This is a genomic window from Micromonospora jinlongensis, from assembly GCF_013410645.1.
Classification (GTDB): domain Bacteria; phylum Actinomycetota; class Actinomycetes; order Mycobacteriales; family Micromonosporaceae; genus Micromonospora; species Micromonospora zamorensis.
This window is the reverse complement of the sequence record NZ_JACCHK010000001.1, coordinates 4,288,854-4,301,928: the sequence shown is the minus strand read 5'-3', so window position 1 is coordinate 4,301,928 and position 13,075 is coordinate 4,288,854. Positions and strand designations below refer to the sequence as shown.

11 protein-coding genes are annotated in these 13,075 nt (G+C 70.1%); 5 read left to right on the top strand and 6 right to left on the bottom strand.

What is annotated here, in order from left to right:
* Positions 1–246 precede the first annotated feature (246 nt).
* The 4 genes from rpsF (at position 247) to rplI (ending at position 1,894) form a co-directional block, all read left to right on the top strand.
* A complete protein-coding gene (gene rpsF, locus HNR22_RS19110; RefSeq protein WP_036391391.1) occupies positions 247–537 on the top strand; it encodes a 30S ribosomal protein S6 in 291 nt (96 codons plus the stop codon).
* Between the two features lie 81 nt (positions 538–618).
* Positions 619–1,152 carry a single-stranded DNA-binding protein gene (locus tag HNR22_RS19105; protein ID WP_030331808.1) on the top strand — a complete coding sequence of 178 codons (534 nt, stop codon included), beginning with the start codon at positions 619–621 and terminating at the stop codon, positions 1,150–1,152.
* Entirely contained in the window at positions 1,152–1,433 is a 282-nt protein-coding gene (rpsR, locus tag HNR22_RS19100) for a 30S ribosomal protein S18 (protein ID WP_051723758.1), read from the top strand. The genes HNR22_RS19105 and rpsR overlap by 1 nt, the downstream gene beginning before the upstream one ends.
* 14 nt (positions 1,434–1,447) lie before the next feature.
* Positions 1,448–1,894, top strand: coding sequence for a 50S ribosomal protein L9 (gene rplI, locus HNR22_RS19095; RefSeq protein WP_179781493.1), 447 nt, complete (start codon positions 1,448–1,450; stop codon positions 1,892–1,894).
* Between the two features lie 120 nt (positions 1,895–2,014).
* On the opposite strand, the gene HNR22_RS19090 is transcribed toward rplI, so the two are convergent.
* Complete coding sequence (locus HNR22_RS19090) at positions 2,015–3,547, bottom strand: hypothetical protein (RefSeq protein WP_179781492.1); 1,533 nt, start codon at positions 3,545–3,547, stop codon at positions 2,015–2,017.
* 382 nt (positions 3,548–3,929) lie between these two features.
* On the opposite strand from HNR22_RS19090, the gene dnaB reads away from it, so the two are divergent.
* Positions 3,930–6,767 (top strand): replicative DNA helicase, encoded by a 2,838-nt coding sequence (gene dnaB, locus HNR22_RS19085; RefSeq protein WP_343060042.1) that lies wholly within the window; start codon positions 3,930–3,932, stop codon positions 6,765–6,767.
* A 23-nt stretch (positions 6,768–6,790) separates the two neighbouring features.
* Here the strand turns inward: dnaB and HNR22_RS19080 are convergent, their stop codons facing one another.
* From HNR22_RS19080 to HNR22_RS19060, 5 genes are all read right to left on the bottom strand, one after another.
* Positions 6,791–7,468 (bottom strand): maleylpyruvate isomerase N-terminal domain-containing protein, encoded by a 678-nt coding sequence (locus tag HNR22_RS19080; protein WP_179781491.1) that lies wholly within the window; start codon positions 7,466–7,468, stop codon positions 6,791–6,793.
* A 106-nt stretch (positions 7,469–7,574) separates the two neighbouring features.
* Positions 7,575–7,952: a TFIIB-type zinc ribbon-containing protein gene (locus HNR22_RS19075; RefSeq protein ID WP_179781490.1), complete on the bottom strand. Its 378-nt coding sequence runs from the start codon at positions 7,950–7,952 to the stop codon at positions 7,575–7,577.
* A gap of 22 nt (positions 7,953–7,974) precedes the next feature.
* Positions 7,975–8,607 carry a phosphoribosyltransferase gene (locus HNR22_RS19070; protein ID WP_141911918.1) on the bottom strand — a complete coding sequence of 211 codons (633 nt, stop codon included), beginning with the start codon at positions 8,605–8,607 and terminating at the stop codon, positions 7,975–7,977.
* Positions 8,608–8,648: 41 nt separating this feature from the next.
* The gene (locus HNR22_RS19065) at positions 8,649–9,992 is read right to left on the bottom strand and encodes a glycosyltransferase 87 family protein (RefSeq protein ID WP_179781489.1); all 1,344 of its coding nucleotides are present in this window, start codon (positions 9,990–9,992) and stop codon (positions 8,649–8,651) included.
* A 49-nt stretch (positions 9,993–10,041) separates the two neighbouring features.
* A complete protein-coding gene (locus HNR22_RS19060) occupies positions 10,042–12,570 on the bottom strand; it encodes a putative bifunctional diguanylate cyclase/phosphodiesterase (RefSeq protein ID WP_425488064.1) in 2,529 nt (842 codons plus the stop codon).
* Positions 12,571–13,075 lie beyond the last annotated feature (505 nt).

Genomic DNA, 13,075 nt, shown 5'->3' with positions numbered 1-13,075 from the left:
GCGGACCGGACGCCCCGCGGCCTCGTAGACGGGGGTTCACCACCGACCGGTTGACGGTCGGACGGTGGGCCCCCGTCGGCACGTCCGGGCCCGGACCCGGCCGCCCCGGGCATGATCGTTGGGACCGGGTATCCTGGTCAGGTTGTCCGCGTCCGGCCGGGTTCCCTCGGCGCGTGCGGGCAGCGACACAAGACCTCCTGCCACGGAAGGACCGTGGCCGCTTAGCCCACAGGAGGTGAGCACGTCTTGCGTCACTACGAACTAATGGTCATCCTCGACTCCAGCCTCGAGGAGCGCACCGTCGCACCGTCGCTCGACACGTACCTGAACGTGATTCGGACCGCGGGTGGCTCGGTTGAGAAGACCGACGTGTGGGGCCGCCGGCGCCTCGCGTACGAGATCAACAAAAAGGCAGAGGGCATCTACGCCGTCATCGACCTGCAGGCCACGCCTGCTGCGGTGGCCGAGCTGGACCGTCAGCTGCGACTCAACGAGTCCGTGTTGCGCACCAAGGTCATCCGACCGGAAATGCGCTAAGCCTTCAAACCCCCGGTTCGTCCGGATCAGCCTCCGCGACTCTGTCGGAGGGCTCTGAGAGCCTGTACGACGAGACGCTGAGTGCGCGAGGAGATGGTCATGGCAGGAGACACCACCATCACGGTCATCGGCAATCTGACCGATGACCCCGAGTTGCGGTTCACCCCCTCCGGGGCTGCGGTCGCCAAGTTCCGAGTCGCTTCGACGCCCCGTTTCATGGACAAGGCGTCGAACGAATGGAAGGACGGCGAACCGCTGTTCCTCGCATGCACCGTGTGGCGTCAGGCCGCCGAGCACGTCGCCGAGTCGCTGCAGCGCGGCGCCCGGGTGATCGTGTCGGGCCGGCTGCGTCAGCGGTCGTACGAGACCCGCGAGGGTGAGAAGCGCACAGTCATCGAGCTTGAGGTCGACGAGATCGGCCCGTCGCTGCGCTACGCCACGGCGAAGGTGCAGAAGATGTCCCGCTCCGGCGGCGGTGGCGGCGGCTTCGGTGGCGGTGGTGGTGGCAACCAGGGCGGCGGCGGAGGCAACTTCGACGACCCCTGGGCTTCGGCCGCTCCCTCTCCCGCGCGTGCCGGTTCGGGCGCCAATTTTGACGAGGAGCCACCGTTCTAATGGCGCCTAGCGCTCGCGATCGCAAACCAGGAGCACGTGCAACGGCCAAGGCTGCGGCACTGCGCAAGCCGAAGAAGAAGGTGAACCCGCTCGACAAGGACGGGATCGCCTACATCGATTACAAGGACACCGCGCTGCTGCGCAAGTTCATCTCCGATCGCGGCAAGATCCGCGCTCGTCGGGTGACCGGCGTGACCTCGCAGCAGCAGCGGCAGATCGCCCGTGCGGTCAAGAACGCCCGTGAGATGGCGCTCCTGCCGTACACGGCCACCACCCGCTGAGAGGAGGCACCGATATGAAGATCATCCTGACTCAGGAAGTGTCCGGCCTCGGTGCCCCGGGCGACATCGTCGAGGTCAAGGACGGCTTCGGCCGTAACTACCTGCTGCCGCAGGGCTTCGCGATCGCCTGGACCAAGGGCGCGGAAAAGCAGGTCACGGTCATCAAGCGGGCCCGTGGGGCCCGCGAGATCCGCGACCTCGACCACGCCAACGAGGTCAAGGCTCAGCTCGAGGGTCTCAAGGTCAACCTGAAGGTCCGCGCCGGCGACGGCGGACGGCTCTTCGGCTCGGTCACTCCGGCCGAGATCGTCGACGCCGTCAAGGCGGCCAGCGGCCCGGTCCTCGACCGGCGTCGGCTGGAGGTGCCCGGTCACATCAAGTCGACCGGCACCTACCCGGTGAAGATCAAGCTGCACCCCGAGGTGACCGCGTCGTTCAACCTGAACGTCGTTCAGGGCTGACGTCCGCAACACCACCACGAAGGCCCGCACCGAGCGATCGGTGCGGGCCTTCGCGCGTACGCCGTCTGAGCCCGCGCCGCGAGGACACCCGATCCGTGCCACCCTCACCCGCAGGGCAGGTCACCCGATCGGCTGACCGGTCACCGCGCTGATCAACACCGTGGAAAGGCCGCCGCCCACCACCGCCGCGGCGAGCGCGATGGTCGCCGAGCGCCACGTCGTACCCACCCGACGCAGCAGCGCTGCCACCACCAGACTGCTCACCAGCGCCAGACCGAAGCGCGGCGAGCCGGCGAGCAGCGACTCCAACGCCCGCGACCGGGCCGATTCGCAGCCACCCCCGCTGATGTCCGTCACACAACCAGCCGGCGCCTGGCTGTCCAACGTCAACAACCAAACGAAGATCAACATCGCCGGCACCAGGTAACAGGCCGCGGTGAACAGCAATGGCCGGAAGGGCCCACCCGGATCCGGGTCGAGCAGATCGTCCTCCAGGCGCCGCGAGAAGGCACCGCTGGCCGCCGACTCGACCCGCTGACGCACCGACGCCGCCCCGACCGCAGGCCGGTCCGACCGACGCCGCGGCGCTCCACCACGCGGCACCGGCGCACTGCGCGGTCGCGGAGCGGTGTAACCCACCACGGGCGACCTGGGCGCCGACGTCGCCGGATCCATCCACCGGGGGTCGTCATCGGCCAGCCGCGTGCCGGGCCAGAACCCGTCGTCCCGTGCCGGCCAACCCTCCGCCGCCACGGACCGGTCCGAGCGCGGCGGCAGCGTACGGTCCCACTGGTCGTCCTCGATCGCGGACCGCTCCCACTGGCCGGTGCGGTCGGACCGCTCCCAGCCACCGACGCTCTCCACGGCCGACCACTGCCCGCTCAGATCCGTGCCGTCCGCCCCGGCGGCCGGCGGCCACGCGTGCACACCCGAGGCATCCCAGGGATCCACAGCGGGCGGATACGACGGCTCGGGCTCAGCCACCCGGTCGGACCCGCGCACCCACGCGTCGGCCGCCGGACGGGACCAGGACTCCTCCGCCGCACGACGGCTACGCCGGGTGGGGCGGCTCACGTCCGGTTCAGGCGCGGGCTCACTCGGAGCGGACTCCAGATCCCCGCCCGACCAGATCACCTGGGGACGGCCAGCGGGGGCGCGGCGGGGGCGACGGTCCCGGATCGCACCGGAAACCGGCTCGTCCTCCCCGGCGTCGGCGCGCCGACGGCCGGCGTACCCCTGGTCCTGCGGACGGTCGAGCGTCCACTCCCGAGTGTGGTCCGAGTCCGGTCCGGCACCGATCGCCGCCTGTTCGCGCCAACCCGCCTCGCTGCGCCGACCTCGGCCGCTCGACGCCTCGGCAGAGCGTCGGCCAGCACCGGAGGTTGGCCGCTCGCGCTCGTCCTCGTCCGGTGCCGCGTGACGCCCGCCGCCGTCAGCGTGCCGGACACCCGACTCCAACGCCCACCGGGGCAGGTAGGCGTCGACGGGCTCGTCCTGGCCCCGGTCCAGTGCACGCCGCCGACTGGAGGTGCGGTATCGCCCATCCTCGTCGTACGGGTCGACCGGAACGGACGCCGCGCGTTCACCCCACGAGGCGGTCGGCTGGCGCTCGCGCGGGCTGCCATCCCCGCGTCCCCAGTCCCGGTAACTCACGGCCGGAGTGTGACCCTTCTGAACCGAAAGCGGAATCCGCTGTCCAGGTGTAGCCGTTCGCTGGAGATAGTACGGGACGATCGTGTCACAGGCCCGACCGAAATATCTTCCTCCACAGGCTGGGGAGCACGTTTCCGCAGGTCAACGAGTTATGACGAAGAATTCCCCAACAGTTTTCCACAGGCTGTGCACACACCACGCACATGCTGTCCCCCGGCATCCACAGGTTGTCCCAAGGCTCGTCCACCGGCGTTGTTGAGTCTCTGACCTTGGGGTCCGTATGGTTGGCCCTCGACCGCCGGCGCGATGGCCCCCGATCGACCGGCCCGGTCGGACGGAAGTGTCGCACCCCAGCGGTAGAGCTGGAATCAGATCCGGCGCAGTGGAGGGGGGACCCGTGTCGGTCACCGACGACATGCGGGCAGAGTCACGCTCCGGCGGAGGCCAACCACCTGCGCCGCGGGACGGCCATTTCGACAAGACTCCGCCCCAGGACGTCGCCGCCGAGCAGTGCGTCCTCGGCGGCATGCTGCTCTCCAAGGACGCCATCGCCGACGTCGTCGAGATCCTCAAGACCAACGACTTCTACCGGCCGGTGCACGCCACCATCTTCGACATCATCCTGGACATCTACGGCCGGGGTGAGCCGGCCGACTCGATCACGGTCGCGGCGGCGCTCGCCGACTCCGGCGATCTCGTCCGGATCGGTGGCGCGCCCTACCTGCACACCCTCATCGCCAGCGTGCCCACCGCCGCGAACGCGGCCTACTACGCGCGGATCGTCAGCGAACGGGCCGTGCTGCGCCGCCTGGTCGAGGCCGGCACCAAGATCGTGCAGTTGGGCTACGGCACCGCCAGCGGCGGCAGCCGCGACGTGGACGACGTCGTCGACCTCGCTCAGCAGGCCGTCTACGACGTCACCGAACGCCGGGTCAGCGAGGACTTCGCGATCCTGGCCGACATGTTGCAGCCCACGCTGGACGAGATCGAGGCGGTGGGGGCGACCGGCGGCATGATGACCGGCGTGCCCACCGGCTTCAGCGACCTGGATCGACTGCTCAACGGCCTGCACGCCGGCCAATTGATCATCGTGGCAGGCAGGCCCGGTCTCGGGAAGGCGCTCGCGCTGGACACCCCGCTGCCCACGCCTGACGGCTGGACCACGATGGGCGAGGTCAAGGCGGGCGATCAGCTACTGGCGGCAGACGGCAGACCCACCACGGTCACACACGCCTTCGACGTCATGCACGACCGCCCCTGCTACGAGGTGGAGTTCGCCGACGGCACGGTCATCGTGGCCGACGCGGAGCACTTGTGGAAAACCACCAGCCGGGCTGGTCGGCGGCAGGAGCCGGCGCGGCGAAGGCGACACTGGCCCGAGTCGTCACTCGCCAACGTACGTGCGGCACATGAGCGGCTGAGCTCCCAACGGAATCAGCCGATCACGCTCTTCGACACGATTGAGCAGGTGGGGCCGGAGTTCCGGCATGTCCTGCACAGCGTCGCCCACGAGGTCGGGTCGGTTGGCCGGATCAGCCGTCCCATCGTCCGCAACGGCAAGCCGCAGAACTGGACTGCGCCCGGCTATCCGGCCGGTCCGCTTCTGAGCGCGCTCCTTGAACGAGCCGAGCGGGAGGTCAATGCCGGCAGCCGGGCCGACCACGACGGCGTCGTCACCACTGCCGAGATCGCGGCTACGCTGCGTACTGACACCGCCCAGCGGCGGCTCAACCATGCCGTACGGAATTGCGCTCCCATCCAACTCCCGGACCGTGATCTGCTGGTCCCGCCCTATACCTTGGGGGCGTGGCTCGGCGACGGGCACAGCGACGCCAGCCGCTTCACCACGGCAGATCCGGAGATGGTCACGCACGTTGAGGCGGACGGCTTCGTCGTGCGGCCCAGCGGGCCGATGGTCTACACCATTCTGCTGAAGCCCACGTCCGCTGCTCCGCGGAACGGTGTCTGCGTGGACTGTGGCGTTTCCACCAGGGCGTTGCGTGAGAATCCAGCGACCAGGAAGTGTGCCGATTGCCGTCACCGGAACGGTTCCTTCCTCGGGCTGTTGCGTCAAGTCGGGGTAGCGGGCAACAAGCACATCCCGGGCGTCTATCTGCGCGCCTCGGAGGGTCAGCGCAGGGCGTTGCTCGCTGGGCTGATGGACACCGATGGGACCGTCGCACCCTCCGGCAACCTCCAGTACACGTCGACCTCGAAGCGGCTGGCTGATGGCGTGCGGGAACTCATCGTCAGCCTCGGCTACCGCTGCACGGTCAACGCGAAGCCGGTGCGCGGCCGCACCCGCGAGTCGTCGATCGCGTACACCTTGAACTTCTCCACGCCGGACGTCATCTTCCGGCTCGGGCGCAAGCAGGATGCACACGCCGCACGCCGCCGCACGGCCTCCGATGTGCGAACGACCTCGCGGTTCATCGTCGACGTCCGGCCGGTCCCCAGCGTTCCGGTGCGGTGTGTGACCGTCGATAACGACGAACACCTGTACCTGGCCAGCCGGGCGATGATCCCTACCCACAACAGCACGGCTAGCATGGACTTTGCCCGAAATGCTGCGATTCGCGCCAACCAGGCCGCCGCGATCTTCTCGCTGGAAATGAGCAAGGTCGAGATCGTCATGCGACTGCTCTCCGCCGAGGCGCGGGTGCCGCTGCACGTGTTGCGCAGCGGGCAGCTGTCCGACGACGACTGGACCAAGCTGGCCCGATGCATGGGCGAGATCAGCGAGGCGCCGCTCTTCGTCGACGACACGCCGAGCATGAACCTGATGGAGATCCGGGCGAAGGCTCGACGGCTGAAGCAGCGGCACGACCTCAAGATGATCGTGGTCGACTATCTCCAGCTGATGACGTCGCCGAAGCGCACCGAGAGCCGCCAGCAGGAGGTCGCGGACCTGTCCCGTGGCCTGAAGCTGTTGGCCAAGGAGGTCGAGTGCCCGGTCATCGCGGTCAGTCAGCTGAACCGTGGCCCCGAGCAGCGCACGGACAAGCGACCCCAACTGTCCGACTTGCGTGAATCAGGCTCAATTGAGCAGGATGCTGACGTTGTCATCCTGCTGCATCGTGACGACTACTACGACAAGGAGTCGCCGCGGGCGGGCGAGGCGGATTTTATTGTTGCCAAGCATCGGAATGGGCCAACCGACACCGTAACGGTGGCAGCGCAGCTGCACCTGTCCCGTTTCGTGGACATGGCCATCGGCTGACCGCTGGGACGACCCGCCGTCGGTCAGCCGAGCAGCGGAAACCAGCCCGCCGACTCGCCCAACTCCAGCCGGTCCCGTTCGGTGAGGGGCACGCGCCCGGTGGCCTTCAGCAGGAAGTCGTGGTCGTCCCAGGCGGTGGGGCGGACGGTGTCGTCACTGAGCAGACCGTCCATGGTCGCCACCGCGACTCGTACTGCCAGTGGGCCGGGCGGCGGCGCGCCGGGCAGGTCCACGGTCAGGTCCAGGTGATGCACGACGGCTTCGGTGGTCAGGGTGGCGAGGAAATCCGGTACGCGCAGCACGTGCCCCTGTGTCGTCACGTACCCCTCGGGGTCGGCTGACGCGGCGGCGCGGACCGCCGCCGGGGCGGTCTCCTGCCAGAGCCGGACGATCCCGGTCGGACGGTCGAAGGCGGCGGCCGATCGGCGGACCCACCAGGCGTGTCGGGCGGCGTTGTCATCGCCGCCGGGAAAGTCACGCCAGTAGCTCACGTCGTCGACGTCGGCGGGACCGTCGACGGGGCTGGCCAGCGCGACCAGTGCCCGTTGGGCGTCGCCGAGCACGTGCAGCAGCAGGTCGGCGATGAGCCAGCCCTGACAGCGGGTGGTTCGTTGCAGGCCGGCGTCGTCCAGGCCGTCGATGGCCGCGGTGATCCCGTCGTACGCCTGGGCCAGCGCCTCGTCCGGTCGGATCACGGTCATGCGAATCACCCTCGCATGGACGATCGCGCCCGCCAACCATCGACGGGGTGGGCGATGTGCCCGGGCCGACACGTCGATCGACCCGGGCGGGATGTCGGCTCTGGGATCAGCCGAACATCTCGTCGAGGAAGCCCTTGCGCTTCTTCTGCCGGTAGTGCCCGTGGTAGCCGTGGTGCTGTTGCTGCTGGTGGCCGTACGCTGGCTGCGGCGGGTAGCCGTGGGCGGGCGGGGGCGGCGGCGGGACGGCACCGTAACCGGGCTGGTGCGGCGGCGGCGGGGGCGGGTAGCCGGCCGGCTGCTGGGCGGGCTGCGGCGCACCCCCGGTCTGTTGGCGGCTCCAGTTGGCCTCCGCCTCGAACAGCTTCTCCAGCTCGCCGCGGTCCAGGAAGATGCCTCGGCACTCCCCGCACTGGTCGATGACGACGCCGCTGCGCTCGTATTGGCGCATTTCTCCGTGACACTTGGGACAGGTGAGACTACTCATCGCCCGACGGTACCTGGTGGACCTAGGCAGTTGCTGTGAGCGCCTCGGTGACTTCCTCGTCGGACACCTCGTGGAAGTCGTCGTAGTAGACGCTCACCGCGCCGAAATCCGCTGGGCGTTGGGCGCAGATGACCTGGTCCGCCTCGGCGGCGAGTAGTTCGTAGGCTTCCTGCGCGCCGACCGGGACCGCGACCACGACGCGGTGTGCCCCGAGTTGGCGGACGACCTCCACTGCGGCGCGGGCGGTCGCGCCGGTGGCCAGGCCGTCGTCGACGATCACAGCGGTACGCCCGGTGAGGTCCAACTGTGCGCGACCGCCCCGGTAGAGGCGTTCCCGGCGTTCAAGTTCGGCCTGTTCCCGACGGCTGACCTCGGCGATGTCGTCGCTGCTGAGTCGGCTGGCCACCGCGTCGTTGAGCACCTGGACACCACCCGGCCCGAGCGCGCCGAAGGCGACCTCCCGGGCCCATGGCATGCCGAGCTTGCGGACGACCAGCACGTCCAGTGGTGCGCCGAGTCGTTCGGCGACGACCCGTGCGACGGGCACGCCGCCGCGGACGAGGCCGAGGACGACGACGTCGGGTTCGCCGATGAGCGCGGTGAGCCGGTCGGAGAGCACCCGGCCGGCGTCGGCCCGGTCGCGGTACGTCGTCATGCCTTCAGGTCTACGCCCTGACGCGCCGTTCCGCCCGCCAGTTACGCGGAAGTGGCCCGACCGGGCAGGTGGTCGGGGACCGGGGTCGGCGGTGTGTCGACCGGGCCGCGCAGGGCAGGTGCCCAGGTGAGCAGGGCGAGCGGGTACAGCAGGTAGCCGAAGCGGGTCGAGGGCATCAGGGCGATGGCGACGAGCAGCCCGTACCCGCAGATGAGTGCGGCGGCGACGGCGGTGCGGGGCGGGCGGCGGGCGAGCCGGACGGCGATGGCGACTCCCGCCGCGACCAGCAGTGCGGCGGCGATCAGCCGGCCGGCGGGCAGTGCGGTGGCGATCAGGTAGCCGGGGAACGGGGACTGTGCGGGGCTGGTGACCAGGCCGTGGCCGAGGGGGAAGCGCAGCACGTTCTCGGTCAGCGCGTCCCGGTCGACCAGCATGGCGGGCAGGAGGGCGGCGACGGGAAGGCCGATCGCGCCCGCGGCGACTCGGGTGCCGGCGCGCCGGGTCAGACCCCAGACGATCAGGACCAGGGCGACCGGCCAGGCAAACAGCTTCAGTGCGCCGGCCAGCCCGACCGCGAGGCCGGCCCGGCCGGGTCGGTCGGCGGCGGCGAGTGCGAGGGCCAGCAGGCAGAGTGCGAGTACGGGCAGGTCGTCCCCGCCGGTGGCGAGGGTGAGGGCGCAGATCGGCAGTACGGTGGCGGCCTGCACGCCGCGCAGCAACGCGGCGTCCCGCCGGTGGCCGGTGTCGACCTGGTCGGTGGCGGCCGGTTTTCTGCGCAGGGCGGCCACGGCCAGGGCGAGCGCGAGTGCGGTGCCCACCGCGAACCAGACCCGCGAGTCGGTCCACCAGGTGTCGGCCAGCGCTCTGGGCAGGCCGAACATCGCCATGCCGGGCTGGTACGGGGTGTAGCCCATCAGTTGCTCGCCGGGTGGCAGGGCGGCTATCGCGTCGGGCCCGAGGTACGGCGTGCCGTGCTCCAGGAGCCGGGTGCCGGCCCGCTCCACGACCAGCACCTCCTCCTGGGCCCGGTCGGTGCGGCCGCCGGCCCGGTCGATGCTCTGCCAGAGCAGGGGCAGCAGCGCGGTGCCCGCCCAGGCGAGACCGGTGACCGCCCAGCGGGCTGGCAGCCCGACCAGGGGTGAGGTCGGTGAGCGCCGACGCAGCAGGAGTTGGACGAGCGCCACCAGCGTCGCGACCAGGTATCCGACGGCGGCGACGGCGCCCCACGCCCGGTGCGGCAGCAGGGTCGACGTGACCGCGGTGATCGCGGCGAAGACGGCGGAGGCGGCGTAGAGGCCCAGGTCGAGGGCGAGTCCGCCGCCGGCGGCGTCGAGCGTTCGCCAGTGCCAGCGACGGCGGCGGGCGGTCGGGTCGTCGGCGATCACGGCGCCAGTCTGGCAGACCGGCCTGCGTCGGCACCCGGCCGATGCTGGGTCAGGCGGGCAGGTGCGGGAGGCGGTCGGGGCGGGAACGGCCGGCCTGGCGGCGGTTCTGGCTCAGCCGGATCACCGCGCCGGCGTCGTGCAGTGGCGCGGCCAGGGCGCCGGGTCGGCCACCCGAACCGCGCTGCATCGCCGCGAGCAGGGTGCCGGCCGGCATCGGCCGGGCGAACAGGTGGCCCTGGCCGGCGACGCAGCCCAGCTCCCACAGGGCCCGCCGCTGCGGTTCGCTCTCCACGCCCTCGGCTACGACGTCCAGGTTGAGGCTGCGACCCAGGTCGAGGGTGGAGCGGATGACGGCGGCGGCCTCCGCCGAGCTCTCCATCGTCGTCACGAAGCTTCGGTCGATCTTCAGCTCGTGCACGGGGATTCGGGAGAGCAGCGAGAGTGATGAGTAGCCGGTGCCGAAGTCGTCCAGCGCCAGCCGGACACCCTCGTCGCGGAGCCGGCTGAGCACCCGGTCGACGACGTCGAGCTGGCTGAGGGTCAGCGTCTCGGTCAGCTCCAGCACCAGCCGGTCCGGCGGCAGGTCGTGGGCGCGCAGGCGGGCCAGCACCGAGCCCGGGAACCGCGCGTCGAGCAGGCTGCGTGGGGACACGTTGACCGCGACGGGTACGTCGAAGCCGGCGTCGCGCCAGTTGGCCGCCGCGATCAGCGCCTGGTCGAGGATCGCCTCGGCGAAGGCCGGCAGCAGGCCCGAACGCTCGACGGCCTCCAGGAAGCGCAGCGGGTCGATCATGCCGTGGGTGGGGTGGTGCCAGCGGGCCAGCGCCTCGGCGCTGGTCACCTCGCCGGTGCCCAGGTCGACGATCGGTTGGAAGTTGACGACGAACTCGTGGTCGGCGACCGCCCGGGGCAGGTCGCCACCGAGGGTGAGGCGGCCCAGGTCGGCGGTGTCCCGGGTCGGGGCGTACGTGGCGATCCGCTGCCCGGCCCGCTTGGCCTGGTACATGGCGACGTCGGCGCGGCGCAGCAGCTCGGCCATGCCACCGCTGGACGGTGCGACGGAGATTCCGCCGCTGGCTTCGACGCTGATCCGCATGCCGTCCAGCTCGAACGGCTCGTGCAGGGCGGCGAGCAGGGTCTCGGCCCGGTGTGCGGCGACCGCCGGGGCCGGCAGCCCGCGCAGGAGTACGGCGAACTCGTCGCCGCCGAGGCGGGCCACCAGGTCACTCGCCTGGGCCGCGCCTCGCAACCGGTCGGCGACCTGCATCAGCACCTGGTCGCCGGCGGCGTGCCCCAGCGTGTCGTTGACCTCCTTGAAGTGGTTGAGGTCGATCAGCACCAGCGCGGTCACCCCGTCGGCGTGGCGGGCGCTCAACTGCTCGGTGCCCTCGTCGAGGAGGTGTCTGCGGTTGGCCAGGCCGGTCAGCGCGTCGTGCGCGGCCGCGTACGCGTGTTCGTCGGCCACCCGGGCCAGCTCGGCGTACGCCTGGGCGTTGCGAACGGCGGTGCAGAGCGCGGAGGCGAAGGTGCGCAGGGTGTACTGCTCCCGCTCGGAGAGTTGCACCGGGCCGCGGAAGCGCAGTCGAAGTACACCGACGTCGACGGTGCGGTCGTGTCCTTCCAGCGGTGCGGGGACGATGGTGCCGTCCACGTCGGTGGGCGTGCCGGTCGGGCCGTCGAAGGTGATGCCGCCGGTGCCGCCGCGGACGGTGCGATCGCCGAGGCGCAGCTCGATCTCGACCTCGTCGGCGGAGAACAGCTCGGCGGCCTGGGTGACGGCCGTGGTGAGGACGGTGTCCAGGTCGACCACGTTGAGCGCGTCGGTGGTGCGGGCGAGCCGCTGCCATGCCTGCTGTTCGGTGCGGCCGCGGATGCGCGCGGAGTAGGCCAGATGGAGGCTCAGGACCAGGGGCGGAACGGCGAGCAGTAGACGCTGATCCGCCTGAAGGATGATCAAGGTCAGGGCGGCCACCACGAATCGGACGGCGAATCCGGCCAGCCGCAGGTCGAAGTGGGTACGGAACTGCCGGACGATCCGCGTGCCCGACGCCAGGGCGATGACCGGAATGGCCAACAGGTCATCGAGTACTGCGGCGACGAGGTAGACCGCCCCGAGCAGTATGAGGTGATTCCAGAGGCCGTCTGGCGGCCAGCGCTGGCCGAGAAGCATGATCACTAGAGTGGCGCCGCCGGCCACGAGGGTGTGCTTGGCGATGGCGAAGGCTGCCTTGATCGCGGTCAGCCGGTTGACGAGTGACACGCAGGCGATGCCGATGCCCGTGGACAGGATCACCCAGGGTGGCGGGGCCAGCGCGAGTCCGAGGACGATGGCCGTCTCCACCCAGGCGAACGAGAAGGTCGTCGACCTGATCCGCAGGCGTGTTTTGACGACTGCCCCTAAGGCGATCATCAGGACGAGCGCGGAGATTGTCGAGACGTCTCCTGCGCTGTCTGGCACGTTGCGTGTCGTTGCGATCGCTGCTGTCACGGCGACGACGGTTGCCAGCGTCACCATCAGTCCGACGAGGCTCAGCAGGCGTGGGTCGGCTCCCCTGTGACGACGCGTCGTCCGGCTCACTCAACCTCACCCGTAACCCACCGTCGGTGTCCGCTGACGGGCAGCGTACCGCTGTGTCGCCACGGTGATAAGGACTCAGTCCCATTCGGTGCTACGCATCTGACACCCCTTCAGCGTCGAGGATTTGCATCGGGCTGAAGGTGGACTAGTCCCACTCGGTGCTGTTGCGCATCGTTCGACCTCCCTTGCCACCACGGAGCGCCGTGTTGGGCGCCATTCGTTCGTAGGGCTGAGAGTAGGAGGACTCATGGGTGGGAAGGAACAATTAATGTCGGTATGCGCAACATTAGCCAAGCTGGAGCGGATATGTCACTTTCTGTCCGCACTCCTGAGCGGAGCGCTCAACCCTCTCGCCTGGCTGGTCGGGACGAATCGACCATTCGTGGCGGGCCCGGGCGCGTATTAGGTGTGTGGGAACCCGCAGGCGGGTTCAACCGCAGTTCGTGCCCCATGGGAGGCGAATCGGATCGCTCCTGAGTGAGTGTCTAAGCAGATCATTCCAGTT